Raw genomic sequence first — 15,816 nt, 5'->3', positions numbered from 1 at the left:
AGTCACTAAATAATCCTTAAACGGTGTATTTTAGTGTATTTTAATAGCATTTTTTTAGAAAACTGTAATTAATTTAATATTAATGACATCATTTTGTTTTTTTTAGATGCATCGTTATTGGTAATATTACGATGGTTATCAGTATTAATTACATTATATAAGAAAAGTTTATTAGCAATTAAATAAACAGAGACGTTATTGTTGCGTAGGTTTCATTGATTAACGTTTTTATGATGGCAACGAGTATAGACAGTTAATGTATAACGATATTGCTAAAAAGTTAAAAGCATCATTAAAGGTTGAATCTGCCTATTGGTAAGCAGTGGGCTGAACGTGATTATGATATTGAACAAAAGTGAGATAAAAATATGATCAAACTTGATAAGTCTACAACGGCTAGTTTTGATGTTGACCCCCAATGTGGTTTTACACCATTGTGTCCAGATGAGTTGCCTATTGTTGAAGGTGATTTAATTGCCGATGAATTAAATGCTCAAGCTCATTTTGCTCAATATAGGGTAGTGAGTAAAGATTGCCATCCAGCTAAAGCGCCGTGGATTGCAAATTCTCCTGAAGAAATCATGTCACCCGTTGAGGGCGAGTATCCTAGCTTAGATATAAAGTGGCCTGCACATTGTGTTGTAGGCACCAAAGGAAACACATTAATACCCGGCTTACCTCAAGAAAGTAGTTATGATTTTTTGGTGGAAAAAGGCATTGATCCTTTAATGCATCCATACGGCGCTTGTTATCATGATTTGGGTGAACGTGAAGGGACGGGGGTTATTGAATGGCTCTTGAGTAAAAATATAATAACCGTGATAGTGGGTGGGTTGGCTACTGACTATTGTGTTAAAACCACGGTATTACAATTGTGTAAAGCTGGTTTTCAAGTCATTGTTAATCTTGCAGCTTGCAGAGGCGTAGATAGCGAAACAACTGAAATAGCATGCAAAGAGATGCAAGACGCTGGTGTCATATTGATCACCAACAGTCAGGAATTGGAGTCTAAATGAGTAATACAAAAGTGGACCGCTGGTTAATTGATAGCCTGATGGACATAGATTTTTATAAAATAAGCATGCTTCAAGCTTTTTACCATGCCGCTGAATTCAGATTAGTGAATGTGCAATGGAAGTTCGCGTGTCGTAATAAAGAAGGTTTAGATTTAACAACGTTAATTCCTGATATTCAGCATCAACTTGAGCACCTTTGTACGCTTTCTTTTACCTATGAAGAATTAGATTATCTCGCTAAAATGTCTTTTATTAAGCCTGACTTCATTGAGTTTTTACGTATATTCAAATTGAACATGAAATTTATCCATATACATTCAGATGGAGAAAACATTAACTTACGCTTTGATGGCCCTTTGTTACATGTCAGTTTATTTGAAATTTATGCACTGTCTATTATTAGTGAATTACATACTTATATTAACTGTGGCGGATTCGACTTATTTGTTGCTCGTGAAAAATTAGCTGCAAAAATAGCGTTGTTCAAAACAGGAGAAGATTTAACAGGCCTTAATTTTATTGATTTTGGTACGCGACGCCGCGCGAGTAAACAATGGCAAGAGGAAGTCTTAAAAACCCTTAAAACAGAATTACCAGAATCCTTTCTCGGGACAAGTTGTGTTCATTTTGCAAGAACGTTAGATTTACCTGCAATGGGCACAATGGCTCATGAATGGTTCCAAAGTTGGCAGGCTGTTACTCGATTAGCTGAAGCGCAAAAAGCCGCATTAGAAGGGTGGGTAAGGGAGTACAGAGGCCGTTTAGGGATTGCGTTAACGGATTGTTACTCGATGGATTCATTTATTCGTGATTTTGACGACCCTTATTTTGGCAAGCTTTACGATGGTTTACGTCATGATAGCGGTTGTCCGTTTGTTTGGGGTGAGAAAGCGATTAATTTATACCATCGTATGGATATTGATCCTCTTGAAAAAACGCTGGTATTCAGTGATTCGTTAGACTTTCCTCGCATGATCGAAATATGGAAACGCTTTAAAGGACGTATTAAAGTGTCGTTTGGTATTGGTACTAATTTAATGAACGATGTTGGTAATGTACCACTGAGTATCGTCATTAAAATGGTGTCAGTTAACGGTAAACCTGTTGCCAAAATTTCCGATGAACCAGGGAAAAGTATGTGTGAAGATCTTGGGTATCTACAATATTTAGCAAGCCAATATGGTATTGACCCGACAACGGTGAAAGTAGCTAAATAGTAAAAACTGCCATAAATTACTTAGCCTACACGGTTCAACGTACACTAATATTTAGCGTTTAATTTCTTATACCAATGGAATTAAATAAGTGATCAGAAATTGCGCAGGAAAAATTAACACTAATAAGGCGTGAGTTGTAGAAGGTAGTTGTTCTCACTTCAAAACTTAGAACGCAGTTAGGGGTGATTTTAACCAGCAAGAATGATCACCTTATTAATTTTTTTGGTATTATCGTTAAATATTAGTGTTAATACTTATTTTTCTTCTTCTCATTTTTATATATCCGTGATGCCTCATTTATTTATTGCTGCTTATTCTATTATTTTTAATTCGATTGATATCCTTCGTCAAAAATACAAACTTAAATGCATTACCTCTGTTTGTCATTTTTATCCATAACTTTTATATATAATTTCTATATGTAACTTCTATCTATAACCTCCTCTATATCTAATGTTAAAATTTTGCTTAGTCTTACTTTTATATTTATTAGAAACTCTCCTCTATGTTGGTGGTTAAGTATCTCTTTTTAATCCTAACCCTAACCGCAAGATGCATTATTTACATCGTAGTTCATTAACAATAGTTAATTTCCCTATAAATTGCTTTATTTATGAACTATTTATCCTTTATAAGTTATTTAATTTTATTTAAAATGTCATTGTTTTATCTGTAAACTATCTCGTTATTTGTCAGTAAGAACTCAATTAGAAAAAGTTCAATAAAATTCAACAAATCTTAATGACAATTGTTTTCATTTGAAATATCATCCCCGTAAATGATACTCATTTCTATTCGTGATATTAAAAAAACAATTAGGGAAGAAAATGCAAGGGATGGCCGTTTTATCTTGTTGGGTACTTGGAGCATTGCAAGGAGCAATTCTCATACTCGTACCCAAAATGATGCTACAAGGTGAAATCTCGGCATTTTCGTTAGCTTTACCTCTGTCTTTAGGGACGTTTGTTTTTATGTGTTGTTCTGGCTGGTGGGGTCATCTATTAGATAAGCGTGCGTCAGCTAATCAATCACTTTTGGTTATTGTTCGTTGGGTGTTATTAGGTTTCTTAGTCTCACAATTAAGCTTTGTTGCACTCCTACAATTTTCTGAGCTCCAGGGGATAAGCTTAGTCATCGCTTTATGTTTAGCGCGAGTGCTACATGGTCTATTTTGTAGTGCCATTATCCCAAGTGCACAATTAACTTTATCTCATAACGATAAAAAAGGTGAGAAGTTAGTTTGGTCAAGTATTGCGACCAATATAGGACGATTAACGGCTCCTTTATTAACCTTTGTTCCTATCGATATTAATTATTTTAGTTTATGGTTTATTGCTTCTGTTACCTTGGTTGCGGCTGTGATTGCTTGGTTTAGTCATAGTACTAATGTTAGCACTGACGCTAAAGATGAGCAGATTTCTCCCTATCCATTAACAACGCAAAAAGTAAGCTTAGATGCGCTAACTCAACATACTTCTCCTGCATCTATAGGACCTGTAAAAACAGAAACATTTTCTTTATTGACTAATCCGTTGCTTATCTCCGTTTGTATTGCAGCTGTGTTAATTACGTTGTTTTCATCACAACTACAATTTAGTTTAGGTCCATTGTTATTGGCGCAATTTGGCAGTGCTGAGTTAGCCAGTAATATGACCGCCAGCCTTTTATTTGCAGCTAGTGCTAGCGCACTGGTGTCATTATTTATTTTATATCGTCCTCTTAGTCGTTCGCCGATTTTATTCATATTCGTCATTTCTGCCAGCTTTATTGCTGGGAGTCTTTTATTTGTAATGCAGAAGCAACTGATTGTTGCTGTTGTGTTGATTAGTGCAGCTTTATCAATGGCGCCTGCCTGGTATACCGCATTAGCAATACACGCTAGCAAATATAATAAAGCCCGCACATCTGCTGCGGTATCTCAAGGTCATACTTTGGGAAATGCATTTGGAGGTCTAGCTGGCGGATTACTTTTAATACTAGGCCAACAAGCGTTATTACTGAGTTTTATCTTATTAATGGCATTGGTTTTGTGCGCTGGCGGGATGGTTTATCGTCGAGGGCATAAGGTGTATATGACTAATAAAATAAGCATTGTAAAATCTTAACGAAGATTAAGAGCAAAGCACTATTTATTGATATCAGAATTAATTGCTATCAAATTTAGTGATTAAAAACTCAGCTTTGTTCATAAATATTAAACGAATCTTTATTTTTAATTAAATGGAATTTTTCATGAAATTTATCAAATCAAATCAAATAAAATTTATATTAAACCCTATTGTCATCGGTATGCTGGGAATGTCTGTACAAGCTCAAGCGAAAACAGATGTAGATGATAATGGCTATGCAATGGTTGTTACTGCTAATCGAAGTGCACAAAGTATTAGTGATATCGCTGCGACAGTATTAGTAGTCGAGGGCGAACAAATTGCTGAACAAGTGACGTCTGGTGTTGATTTTAAAGCAGCATTAGCAAACTTGATCCCTAGTTTAGATGTTGGCAGTCAATCTCGTTCTAATGCAGGGCAAAATATGCGAGGCAGAACAGCATTAGTGATGATTGACGGTATTTCATTAAATTCTTCACGTAGTATCAGCCGTCAATTCGATGCTATTAATCCATTTAATATAGCGCGAATTGAGGTTATATCAGGTGCTTCAGCAATGTATGGTGGTGGTAGTACCGGTGGTATTATCAATATTATTACTAAAAAAGGCAGTGATGAAGAGCTCGGCATTCATGGTGAAACTTGGGTAGGTGCAAAGTCTGGTTTTAATAAAAGAGAAGATATACAGTACCAAGTTGCACAATCGATTTCTAAAACAACAGAGAAAATGGATGCACGTTTAGCTATTTCTTATGATCAAGCTGAAGGTATGTATGATGCTGATGGCGACATGATCTTACATGATTTCGCTCAAACACCTTCTCAATTCGTTTCTCAATTAGATATTTTAGGTAATATTGGTTTTGACATTTCAGATACTAAACGTCTTGAGTTGATGGCGCAGTTTTACGATAGTGGTCAAGATAGTGATTATGGTATCGATTATGGCCCGAGTTATAGCTATTTATTCGACCCGAGCAGAGAATTAGAAATGGTTGATGGTTACGACCTGGATGATCAAGCACGAACTAAAAGAATAATGCTAGCTGCGAATTATAGTGACAGTCATTTCTTTAATCAGACGTTAAATGTGCAACTATATTACCGTGAAGAATCATTGCGTTTTAATCCAGCTCCTAACGGTGCTTTCACAAACGTAAGTGCGTCGGAACAAGAAACGTCGGTGATTGGTTCTAAAGTCGTATTGACTGCTCAACCAACGGAACAACTTAAATTAGTGTATGGCGCAGATTTAGAGTTCGAACAATTTGAGGCAACACAAAGTTATTATAATATTGGTACTGCCGCTGCGTCTAATGGATTAGTTTACGATTCAATTGGCGATGCTGGTCGCTATCCTGATATCGATACAACATCTATTGCTGCATTTTTACAAGCTGAATATGAACTCAATGAGTCATGGAATTTACATGCAGGTATTCGTTATCAATATACGCATATTAAAGTATCTGATTTTGTTGATTCAGAGCAGCAGTATGCAGGACTTATAGGTGATACGACTAATTACGATGACATCGAAGGCGGTAGTAATGATTATAGTAATACGTTACTTAATGCAGGTGTTTTATATAAAATAAATGAAAATCAACAAGTTTGGTTAAATTTATCACAAGGTTTCGAAATTCCTGATAGTGCTAAGTATTATGGCCAAGGCACTTATAATGCAGATGGTAGCGTTGCGAGTAGTGTAAACGTTTCTGATAGTCCTTTAGAGGGTGTTAAAACTAATGCTGTTGAATTAGGCTGGCGTTTAAATCAAGAATCGCTTTCTACCCAGTTAGCAGCATACTATTCAATTTCAGACAAAGAAATTGAGCTTCAAGATGACTTTTCAATTGACGTTATTGATAATGATGTACGCATTTATGGGTTAGAAGGGCAGCTTGATTATGCCTTAACGAATGCATTAAGTGTTGGTGGTAATTTTCAATACATAGTAAGCGAAAGCAAGACCGATGGTAAATGGCAAGACTTATCTGTTACGACGGCAAGTCCTTCAAAAGCGACTGCTTATATAAGTTGGGCTACAAATATAACCAATACACGTCTACAAACAACACAACTGTTCGATTATGAAGACGCAAATGATGAAGAAATCGATGGGTATAATACTGTTGATTTATTAACTAGCGTACGTTTACCAGTTGGTAGTATGCAATTAGGTGTCACAAACTTGTTCAATGAAGATTATGAAACACTTTGGTCACAACGTGCAGATGTATTCTACGGATTAACTAATTTAACTGAATATAAAGGCCAAGGCCGTACTTACTCAGTTAACTACAATGTGAAATTCTAACGTTGACTGAATTACTCACTGTGAATAAATTAACTTGTCGCTTAGGCGGCAAGTTAATTCTAGATAATATCTCCTGTGAATTCCAAGAGGGAAAAGTGACGGCGTTAATTGGCCCGAACGGCTCTGGCAAAAGTACACTACTAAAACTTATTGCTGGCTTGGAAAAAATTAACACTGGGGATATTCAATTATCTGGAAAAGGAATAATGCAGTATTCCCGTGCAGACCTAGCACTTAAACTTGCCATGTTACCACAACGACATAGTACGCCAGTTGGCTTAACTGTTGCTGATTTGGTTGAGTTTGGTCGTCACCCACATCGACGTTGGTTTGCACCATTAACTAAAAAAGATAAAGAAAAAATGCATTGGGCAATGCAAGAAGCTGGTGTGCTTGAGTTTGCAGATTTGGCCATTGAAACACTCTCTGGTGGCGAAGCTCAGCGCTGTTGGTTAGCAATGGTATTAGCACAAGATACCGATATTGTTTTACTCGATGAACCAACTTCTTGGTTAGATATTGGTCATCAAGTTGAATTGTTGCATATCGTTAAGCGTCTTAATGAGCAATACGGTAAAACGATTATTTGGGTGTTACATGACCTTAACCATGCACAAGAGTTTAGCCACCATGCAATTATGCTAGAGAAAGGTAAAGTAGTTGCATCAGGGGATATCGATTTAGTATTAACGGCAGAGCGTGTCTCTCAAGTTTATAATACATCAGTCGCGCGTGTTGAAGTGGAAGGGCAAACTTTACTGTGGCCAAGAACTAATGCGGTTAAATTGAATGATGCTAAATTTATTACTGATACCGAGTCTTCTACCAATCTCGATTTCACTACTAATACCAAATCAAGTGCAAAGACTGAGTCAAATGTAAAGAGGGTTGACTGATGTTACGTTGGTTTATGCCTATTGCAATGGCCAGTTTTTTTGTACTACCTCATAGCGCTTTTAGTGAAGAAGTGAAGCAGACGTTTGATCAATCTGTTAGTGAACAATCAGATGAAATAACAAACGTTAAAACGACAACTAAAGTTAAAAATTTTGAAACCATTGACGTTTCAGATGATGTGGCTTTACCTTTATCACTACCCACTACACTGATTAATACGCCTCGAACGGTTGCCTTAAATTGGTCAGCTGCTGAAATGTTATTGTCTTTAGGCATTAAGCCCGTTGGATTGACGTCAATTAATGGTTATCGAAAGTGGCAATCTAATCATCCTGCTCTACCTGAAGGTGTTGCTGAAGTCGGTAATCGTGCTTTTCCTAGCCTACCTGCCGTTATAGAACAAAAACCTGATCTTATTATTGGTTATCCATTCCGCCATGCCCGTTTATTAGATGAGTTAAATGCCATCGCTCCGACGTTATTACTTCAACAATTTTCACGTTTTGAGCAAACTGATTATCGCTATATGAATCAAATGCGAATCAACTATTTACAACTTGCAGAGCGTGTTGGCAAAACGGCATTAGCGAAACAACAGTTGTTGGAAATGGATGCCGAGTTAGCTCGTTTACGTTTGATATTAGCCAGCGAAGGTTTGCAAAATAAGAAAATAGCTTATGGGAAATTTGTGGGAATGGGTTATGGCTTACGTGTCTTTTCTAAACAAAGTTTAGCGGCATCTATTGCGGCACAGCTAGGGCTTGATTATCAATGGGATATTACGTTGCCAGGTAAGGACTTTACCCATTTACAACTAGAGCAAATTAAAATGTTACAAGATACGGCTCTTATTCTGGTGCAAGAAACGGCCGGTAAAGGTGAAAGAATGATGACATCACCATTATGGGCACAACATCAGTTCGTTAAAAATGATGATATTTATATGGTGTCTCCACTGTGGAGTTTCGGTGGTCCTGTTTCTGTTGTAAGAATGGCGCGAGCATTTACTCACACCTTGTTGGAGAAAAATCATGCTCGCTAAATACGCTGAATTAATGAAAGGACGAAGTACTGCTTGGTCACTTATCTCATTACTTATTATCGTTGTCGCTGTATTTAGCTGGCAACATTACCAGCAAACAGTATTGATTAACGATTATGAAATCACTTACTTTTATCAATTGTTACTACCTACTTTATTAATGGCTCTCTTATGCGGTGCTTTGCTGGCTCAATCAGGGGCGGTGGTCCAAACCGCTTTAGGTAATTCATTTGCTTCACCTTCAACCATCGGTATTAGTGCGGGTGCATTATTAGGTGCGATGGTTATTAATCTTTTTATTGATGACCCAAGTATTTGGGAAGTGTGGATCGCTGCTTTTTCTTTTGCTTTAGTTATTTCAATGTTGATTTTATTACTGTCGCAGATTATCGGTGGCGGCAAATTACAGCTTATCTTAATCGGTATGGCGATGAGCCTTGCCGTGGGCGCTTTGTCATCTGCCATTATGATTTATGCAGAACAACGTATGGATGGTTTATTTCTGTGGGGCAGTGGCAATATTGGTCAAAGCGATGGTCAATTAGTCAGCCTAATTTTTATCCCTTCTTTATTACTATTGGCATTACCTTTGTTATGCCACCGCCAATTAGATATGTTGAGTTTAGGTGATGATACAGCCAATGTTGTTGGCTTGTCTGTTAGACGTTGGCGTGCTGTGTTGTTATTGATTGCGGTATTACAAGCATCATTAGTGACAGCGATGGTGGGTGTATTGGGCTTTGTTGGTTTAATGGCACCTCATATTGCCCGTATGCTAGGGTTTAATAAATCACGTCAGCAGGTTATGTGTGCCAGTGTTTTTGGCGCTTTATTAGTGATTGTTGCTGAGCTCTTTTCGCGTTCATTACCTGTTTCAGGTTTCCGTTTACCGACGGGTGTATTAACCGTCTTAATCGGTATGCCATTCTTTTTGTATTTACTGACGCGCAAAAAAGGTGCGATGAGCATGGCGATGCAAGAAAGTGGATTTGGATTAGCGGCATTAATTAAGTTACCTAAATTCTTTGCCATTGCGATCCCTGCTTTTTTGTTGGTATTAACAGCGATGTATTTTTGGCCTAGTGATATTGGTTTTGAATTTACAGCATGGCGTATGGGTGTTGCTGTGATGGCGGGTATTGGTTTAGGAATGGCGGGTTGTACTTTACAAGCGTTGTTTAGAAACCCAATGGCAAGTCCAGATATCTCCGGTGCAACGTCGGCCTCAGTATTATGTATTATCTTAGCTTTACAGGTTTGGCCAGACGCTTCACGTGTTGATCTCTTTTTATGGGCGTTAGTTGGCGCCGCTATTGTGGTGTGTATTTTATTTATCGCAATGCGTTATCAATTACGTGTTTCTCAACTCGCGCTATTAGGGATTGCTATCTCTGCTTGGTGCGGCACCATTGCATCAATGGTACTAACGTTTGGTTCTGGCGCTGCTTCAGTGACCGTGCTTTGGCTAACAGGGACAACTTACGGCGCCGATGCTCAGATAGGTTGGTTACTCTTGGCGGTGACATTACCCTGTTGTTTAGCGTTATTAGCGCTGGCTCGCCAATTGGATCTATTTACCTTAGGTGAAGATTGGGGATTACACCTTGGTCAACCGTTAATGAAACTGCGTTTATTAATCATTTTATTAGTGGTCTTGTTAACCGCTGCTGCAGTGGCAGCAGTCGGTGCGATTGCGTTTGTTGGATTACTCTCTCCGCATATTTTACGTTTGATGGGGCAAACTCGTCATTGGGTATTATTACTTGGCAGTGGTTTGGTTGGCGCTTGGTTATTATTACTGGCTGACGGACTTGGGAGAACCTTAATTGCACCTTTTGAGATTGCCAGTGGTATTTTGGTGTCGATTATTGGCGGGTTGTATTTTATTTGTTTAATTTTATTAGGTTATAAAAGGAATTAAAAGTGTCTGCATTAGATCTTATTTATCAACGTAGTTCATGCCATGTACATGAAATGCAGCATCCTGCACCCGATAGTGAAAAACTAAAACGTATCTTTCAAGCGGTAATGAGCGCACCTGATCATGGCAATATTAAGCCATGGCATTTAGTGGTGGTTGATACAGAGCATGTTCCAAGTATGTGCGAGTCAATGTGCCATGCCTGGCTAGATAATGCGGGTCATATTGAACCTGCGCGCATTAGTCGATTAACTAATTATTTAAAAGATGCACCAATGGTGGTACTCGTTTCAGCTGATATCGTTGAACCTCATGCTGTATCACGACGAGATCAAGTGTTAGCAGCAGCGGCAGGGTGTCAAAATATTTTGTTAGCGGCAGAACAAGAAGGTGTCGCGGCTATTTGGTATAGCACTGATGCTGCAGAGCTAACGCAAGTTCATGAGTTATTTGGCCTAACTAAGCAGCAAGAGCCTGTTGCTTTTATTATGTTAGGGACGAAGAAAGAGCATCGTATTAAAAAACGTTCAGATGTTGCACCACACTGTTATAAATGGCTTGGTAATAACACATTAGCACCGTTATTCGAATCAACGAATGAAAGCCCTCGTCAATAAATAAGTGTTGAATATTTGTAGGTTGGTTTGCATATCGAATCGAAAGTAAAATCAGGTTGTACTAAGTACTGTAGACGTGAATGAGATTAGTTTGAATTGTTCTTAAACTGCTTATTAAATTAACTGATAAGTTATACCAATCACAATAAATAGCTTATCTATTTTACTTGTTAAAACAGCTCACTTCCTCGTTGTAAATTTCGTAAAGGGAACTGCCATTTACGCCTTAAATTAAACTGTTTTTCAAGCACAAAATTTGGAGAGCATATTTAATGTAATCGGTATTCATTTAATATCGTGTTTTAAATACAAAAAGTCGATAAAAAGTATGACTTATATCGGCTTTTTTATTACTTGTTTTTAAACTAAGTTAGTTTTGATTGAAGCGACGTAATGTTGATAACACATCAATTAATAAAGTGATGTTAAACTTATCGTTTTGTTCATTAGATTCGATATGTTGCCCTTGCCAATCAATACTATTGATATCCCCATTACCTGAGAATTGCGTTATTTTACGGTCTTCATAAATAATATAATTATTAATATCACCAGATAGGACATATTGACGGTCATTGTCTTTTAATAAATATTGTCCGCTACTGTATTGATTGCTTTCATTTTCAATACCGAAAACATCTTGCATAAGCGTTGGGATAATATCAACATGACTGGTCATTCTGTAAATATCTCGAGGTCCTTTATTAGGCCAAATCAAGACAAGTGGAACATTAGCACCACTAATTAAGGCATCATTTACATTTTGATCCTTGAACGATTGACCATGCGTACCAGTAATAACAATAACTGTATTTTCATACTGTTTCTGTTGTTTCAATTTATCAATTAAACGCGCTATTTGGTTATCAATAGTACTCACTTGTGACTGATATAAAGCTAAACGTTCCGTTTGTTGTGGGATCGATTTTTTACTGGGTTGATTAAATAAGTGATCATTTTTTTGTTCTAAATAAATATACCCAAACCAAGGGGCAGTATTACTTTGAGCCGTTATCCATTCACCCCATTGTTGAACCACTTGGTTGTTATTTTGGGCTTTTGAATAGTAAACATCATCGTTGTCTTGCAACTGACTAAAACTGCTTTGTAAAAATTTAGGATGTACAAAACCGATACTTGAGAAAAGACCAATACGACGGTTTTCTTCATTAATTTTAGTCATGAAAACAGGTGGAATATGGTTTTCAGTGACACCATACCAATATCGATTAGGTAATCCGTAAAACAGGCTGAATACACCTTGTTCATTATTATTTGCACCGCTGAAATGGTTCTTAAAATTAATGCCTTGATCAGCTAGTGCTTGTAAATTTGGCATGTTTTGAGGGTTTAGCATGTCAGCTCTTAAAGATTCTATATTAATAATTAATATATTCTTATTTGCGCTTGCCATTGGGCTCTTTGAGTAGACTAGTTTCTCAAGTGGATAATCTAGCTCTTGTTGGTTAGTACCTGCTGCCCCAAGCTCTCTTTTTTGTATTGCTTCATCATTTAACCAACCTTGTTTCTTTAAGAAAGTACGTGCGGTCATTGGATAAGAAAGGGGGTACAACGATCTTTGATGTGTTATTGGTCGGTATTGAGTTGCATCTGCCCAAATAAACACAAGATGGCTGGTCACAAAGCTTGCAAACAAGAGTAAAGCAATCGGTTTACCTATCTGCTTTGCTTGTATGTTACGTACTTTTTTCCACAATATTAATGAGAAAAATACTTCTAATGCAAAGGTTATGGGAATCGAAATATAATGCAGATTAATAGAATAAATTTCTTCAACCTGCTCTGGTTTTTGTAAAAACTGCCAGATCAATGGATTAAGATGAAACTCATAAAGCCGGAATATTTGCGTATCAACAATTAGGAAAGTGATCGCCGTGGTGGCGATCAAAATGGAGATTAACCGGTACAATAAATTATTCGAAATGATAAACGCTAAAGGAAATATTAGAATCCCAAACACAACAGCGGAAAGGAAACTAAAATGTCCTAATAAGCTGATGAATTGATAGGCAATACCTAAACCAGAGTCGGCTAATCCTGAATACACAATATAACGTAAGCTAATTAAAGCAATCGCGACGATATTGAAAAACGTAAACCAATGTGCCCATGCTACTTTTTTAGCAACATTATCGTGAAATTTATGACCTGTTTCAACCATCTGTTTATTTATCTTTTAAATTAATAGAGGCGCTTAATGCTTTTACAAACTTATCGCTAATTGCTTTTCGTTGAGAGGTAGGTACTTGACTGTTGATTACATGTGTAATGCTGTTACCCAAGATCATTAAGCTTAAATCAACTGATACTTCATTTTCATGTAATACTTCCATTACTTGATCAAGAATAGATTCGATTTTTTGGCTAGAGTACTTTGATTGAATTGGCATAATAAACTTCTAATGTAAGGAATAATAATTACGTTATGATACCGCACTCATATTATTATACCAATCACTTAACAACGCGAATTTTAAAAGTTGATCAGATAATTAACCTAATATTTCCTGTTTCAAGATGCTTTGCTGTGTGTATAATTTGTAAATTAAGTTCTCTCGCTTCCAACAAGGTCATTTTTCTATGAACGTTTCCGCTACTAACATTATTTTACACTCTTTGAATTACAACAGTGAAGGAGTCTTAAAATGTAAAATGCGCGAAGGTGAATTACCTATTTCTCCTTCTATTGAACAACTTGTGATGGACTTACACCGCAGTTATCAAAGTAAATCTAATAAAGCGTTTGCCTATTTTGCGAATGAAGGTGAAAAATCACAACTCTTCCAACGTGCATTAACTGAAGAATTAAATGGAGAGTTAGATTTCGTTGGCTTTTCTCAACAAGCAGCGGGTCGTTTTGTTGATGAATTAAAAGAGCATGATTTTGCAGAAGAAGGTGTATTACTGGTTAGTAAATATACTTGGACAACCAGTGACTATTTATTAATTGCATTATTACAAAATAATCAATCGATTAGTGTTAATGAAAATTTAGAGTTACAAGTTAGCCAACACATTGAAACAAGTAAAATTCAATTAGTGGCGCGTATTGATTTAACATTATTAAAGCGTGACCCTGAAGCTAATCGTTACATCTCATTTATTAAAGGACGTGTCGGTCGTAAGGTTTCTGACTTTTTCCTTGATTTCATGGGCGCAAAAGAAGGTTTTGACGCAAAAGTGCAAAATGAAGGTTTATTAAAAGCCGTAGAAGAGTTTTGTGAAAAGCAAGAATTGCCAACAGAGCAAAAGCAAACGGTACGAGAAGTCACTTCTAATTACTGTAAAGAGCAGTTAAAAGAAGGTGAGGATATTGATTTATCAACACTATCCGAAGAGTTTCAAAGTGCATCAAACCTAGAAGGTAGTTTTTATGATTTTGTTAGTGAAGATTATCAACTAGAAGAGAACTTTCCGGCTGATAGAACATTGATGCGTAAATTAACCAAGTATGTTGGATCGGGCGGCGGTATGAATATCAGTTTTGATCAAAAACACTTAGGTTCATCAATCAAATATGATGACGCTTCAGATACGCTGACGATTCAAGGTATACCGCCTAATTTACGTGAGCAGCTTAAACGTGATGCTTTAATTGAGTCTGGTGAACTCGTTATTACAGAAGCAATATCGGATGATGGCAAAGCGCCATTTTAATCAACCGATTTAATTCATTATTGTCGTTGAGCTACTTCATTCGCCTAAATAAGAAAGGTTAAGTAAGTAAGACTAAGTAGCTTAACTACAATCGATAAGAGATTTAAAATGAAATTATTTGTACGCGACTTAACGGTTATTGATTCAACTTACTTAGATGCAAAGCGTGGTTTTGTAGGGGAAAGTTATCAAGTTGATGTAGTCTTAGATGGCAACTTAAATGAACAATCTATGATTTTAGATTTCTCATTGGTTAAAAAGCAAATCAAAGCTATCATCGATTCAGAAGTTGACCATAAATTATTAGTGCCACAAATGGCAACTAACTGTACCGTGACATGTGAAGGCGATCGTACGCAAGTCGATTATGTGCTTGAAGACAAAAGTGTTATTCAACTAAAAAGTCCACATGAAGCTTATTGTTTATTAGAAAGTGAAGATATTACAACAAGTTTATTAGCCAATTATTTAGAAGGGGTTATATTAGCAAAGTTACCAGAAAACGTAACGGGGTTAACTATTAGCTTACACCCAGAAAACATTTCAACGCCGTACTATCACTATACACACGGGTTAAAAAAGCATAATGGTAATTGCCAACGCATTGCACATGGTCATCGTTCTAAAATTGATATTTTTATAAATGGTGAATATAGCGAGTTATGGGTTGAAAAGTGGGCTAAACGTTGGACTGACATTTACTTAGCAAGCACCAGTGATGTGATAGAACGCAGTGAGTTATCATTTATCACTGTTAAATCTAGTATACCGATGCATTGCTCTGCTTATCATGCTCCACAAGGCTACTTTGAGTTGTTAATGCCAGCAAGTCGTTGTGAAGTACTTGATAATGATACAACAGTAGAAGAATTAGCCCGTTTTATCTGTGAAACCATTAAACAAGAAGAAGGCGATAACAGCGTAATAGTTTATGCCTACGAAGGTATTGGCAAAGGTGCTATTGTAGAGCTTTAATCGTTTATGTTTTCATCACTTAAAT

At 36.8% G+C, this 15,816-nt stretch carries 12 protein-coding genes; 10 read left to right on the top strand and 2 right to left on the bottom strand.

Features of this window, described 5'->3' with window-relative positions; all coding sequences use genetic code 11:
- Window positions 1–368 precede the first annotated feature (368 nt).
- The 8 genes from SP041_RS13720 (at window position 369) to SP041_RS13685 (ending at window position 11,138) form a co-directional block, all read left to right on the top strand.
- Window positions 369–1,016 (top strand): isochorismatase family protein, encoded by a 648-nt coding sequence (locus SP041_RS13720; RefSeq protein ID WP_025565838.1) that lies wholly within the window; start codon window positions 369–371, stop codon window positions 1,014–1,016.
- The gene (pncB, locus tag SP041_RS13715) at window positions 1,013–2,233 is read left to right on the top strand and encodes a nicotinate phosphoribosyltransferase (RefSeq protein WP_025565837.1); all 1,221 of its coding nucleotides are present in this window, start codon (window positions 1,013–1,015) and stop codon (window positions 2,231–2,233) included. The genes SP041_RS13720 and pncB overlap by 4 nt, the downstream gene beginning before the upstream one ends.
- A 797-nt stretch (window positions 2,234–3,030) precedes the next feature.
- On the top strand, window positions 3,031–4,338 hold the full coding sequence (locus tag SP041_RS13710; protein ID WP_137297885.1) for a permease: 1,308 nt from the start codon (window positions 3,031–3,033) through the stop codon (window positions 4,336–4,338).
- Between the two features lie 127 nt (window positions 4,339–4,465).
- The gene (locus SP041_RS13705) at window positions 4,466–6,661 is read left to right on the top strand and encodes a TonB-dependent receptor (protein WP_037048644.1); all 2,196 of its coding nucleotides are present in this window, start codon (window positions 4,466–4,468) and stop codon (window positions 6,659–6,661) included.
- 20 nt (window positions 6,662–6,681) lie between these two features.
- Complete coding sequence (locus SP041_RS13700; RefSeq protein ID WP_170968555.1) at window positions 6,682–7,557, top strand: ABC transporter ATP-binding protein; 876 nt, start codon at window positions 6,682–6,684, stop codon at window positions 7,555–7,557.
- Window positions 7,557–8,600, top strand: coding sequence for an iron-siderophore ABC transporter substrate-binding protein (locus SP041_RS13695; protein ID WP_025563887.1), 1,044 nt, complete (start codon window positions 7,557–7,559; stop codon window positions 8,598–8,600). Before SP041_RS13700 ends, SP041_RS13695 begins: the two co-directional genes overlap by 1 nt.
- A complete protein-coding gene (locus tag SP041_RS13690) occupies window positions 8,590–10,521 on the top strand; it encodes an iron ABC transporter permease (RefSeq protein WP_025563889.1) in 1,932 nt (643 codons plus the stop codon). The genes SP041_RS13695 and SP041_RS13690 overlap by 11 nt, the downstream gene beginning before the upstream one ends.
- Before the next feature lie 2 nt (window positions 10,522–10,523).
- Entirely contained in the window at window positions 10,524–11,138 is a 615-nt protein-coding gene (locus tag SP041_RS13685; RefSeq protein WP_025563891.1) for a nitroreductase, read from the top strand.
- Between the two features lie 370 nt (window positions 11,139–11,508).
- On the opposite strand, the gene SP041_RS13680 is transcribed toward SP041_RS13685, so the two are convergent.
- Both SP041_RS13680 and SP041_RS13675 read right to left on the bottom strand, forming a co-directional pair.
- Window positions 11,509–13,320, bottom strand: a complete 1,812-nt coding sequence (locus tag SP041_RS13680) for a DUF3413 domain-containing protein (RefSeq protein WP_025564205.1) — start codon at window positions 13,318–13,320, stop codon at window positions 11,509–11,511.
- 4 nt (window positions 13,321–13,324) lie between these two features.
- Window positions 13,325–13,549 carry a DUF1414 domain-containing protein gene (locus tag SP041_RS13675; RefSeq protein WP_025564207.1) on the bottom strand — a complete coding sequence of 75 codons (225 nt, stop codon included), beginning with the start codon at window positions 13,547–13,549 and terminating at the stop codon, window positions 13,325–13,327.
- Window positions 13,550–13,739: 190 nt separating this feature from the next.
- On the opposite strand from SP041_RS13675, the gene yejK reads away from it, so the two are divergent.
- Together yejK and SP041_RS13665 are read left to right on the top strand one after the other, a co-directional pair.
- Complete coding sequence (gene yejK / locus SP041_RS13670) at window positions 13,740–14,816, top strand: nucleoid-associated protein YejK (protein WP_025564209.1); 1,077 nt, start codon at window positions 13,740–13,742, stop codon at window positions 14,814–14,816.
- Window positions 14,817–14,924: 108 nt separating this feature from the next.
- A complete protein-coding gene (locus tag SP041_RS13665; protein ID WP_025564211.1) occupies window positions 14,925–15,791 on the top strand; it encodes a 6-carboxytetrahydropterin synthase in 867 nt (288 codons plus the stop codon).
- Window positions 15,792–15,816: the final 25 nt, after the last annotated feature.

The organism is Psychromonas sp. SP041 (assembly GCF_000470315.2).
Lineage (GTDB): Bacteria > Pseudomonadota > Gammaproteobacteria > Enterobacterales > Psychromonadaceae > Psychromonas.
The sequence above is the reverse complement of the archived record's forward strand: the minus strand, read 5'-3'. Positions and strand labels throughout refer to the sequence as shown.

What these genes read in the sequence shown, in the direction of transcription:
- SP041_RS13680 (WP_025564205.1), bottom strand. Translation starts at nt 13,320, where the DNA reads ATGGTTGAAACAGGTCATAAATTTCACGATAATGTTGCTAAAAAAGTA.
- yejK (WP_025564209.1), top strand. Translation starts at nt 13,740, where the DNA reads ATGAACGTTTCCGCTACTAACATTATTTTACACTCTTTGAATTACAAC.
- SP041_RS13675 (WP_025564207.1), bottom strand. Translation starts at nt 13,549, where the DNA reads ATGCCAATTCAATCAAAGTACTCTAGCCAAAAAATCGAATCTATTCTT.
- SP041_RS13720 (WP_025565838.1), top strand. Translation starts at nt 369, where the DNA reads ATGATCAAACTTGATAAGTCTACAACGGCTAGTTTTGATGTTGACCCC.
- pncB (WP_025565837.1), top strand. Translation starts at nt 1,013, where the DNA reads ATGAGTAATACAAAAGTGGACCGCTGGTTAATTGATAGCCTGATGGAC.
- SP041_RS13695 (WP_025563887.1), top strand. Translation starts at nt 7,557, where the DNA reads ATGTTACGTTGGTTTATGCCTATTGCAATGGCCAGTTTTTTTGTACTA.
- SP041_RS13665 (WP_025564211.1), top strand. Translation starts at nt 14,925, where the DNA reads ATGAAATTATTTGTACGCGACTTAACGGTTATTGATTCAACTTACTTA.
- SP041_RS13705 (WP_037048644.1), top strand. Translation starts at nt 4,466, where the DNA reads ATGAAATTTATCAAATCAAATCAAATAAAATTTATATTAAACCCTATT.
- SP041_RS13690 (WP_025563889.1), top strand. Translation starts at nt 8,590, where the DNA reads ATGCTCGCTAAATACGCTGAATTAATGAAAGGACGAAGTACTGCTTGG.